Here is a 357-nt window from a genome sequence, read left to right as displayed (position 1 = left end):
CTGCTGTACCGTGTAGCTGTACAGTAAAGCATTGGTGCCGCTGCCGCTCACAAGTGTAGCGGATCTTGTAGTGGCGCCTATGATTACATCCAGCGATGAAGCACCGGTAACATTTACAGGTTCACTGAAGTGAACAGTGAAGGAGAGCACCTGACCAAGTCTGTAAATGGCATTTGCTGGTACGTCTACTGCTGTTACGACTGGAGCAGTTCCTGCAAAAACGAGGCTTAATGTATTGGAAGCAGTATTGCTGTTGTTGCCCACGTTCACGGCTACACTGGCCGGTACCTGGAGGGATACCGCGCCATCWGCGGCAGGTGTTACGAGAACGGTGTAAGTGATATTATCATTATCTGT

Annotated in this window: 1 protein-coding gene; it reads right to left on the bottom strand. The window is 50.0% G+C overall.

The window, feature by feature from the left end; genetic code table 11:
• The coding region (locus AB4Z08_RS35890) for a hypothetical protein (protein WP_441578585.1) at window positions 1-357 on the bottom strand (357 nt) is incomplete at both ends.

The sequence above is a fragment of the Chitinophaga sp. RAB17 genome (genome assembly GCF_052114225.1).
In the GTDB taxonomy this organism is placed as follows: Bacteria; Bacteroidota; Bacteroidia; order Chitinophagales; family Chitinophagaceae; genus Chitinophaga.
Note: the sequence above shows the minus strand (reverse complement) of the source record. Positions and strands in the feature narration are given on the sequence as shown.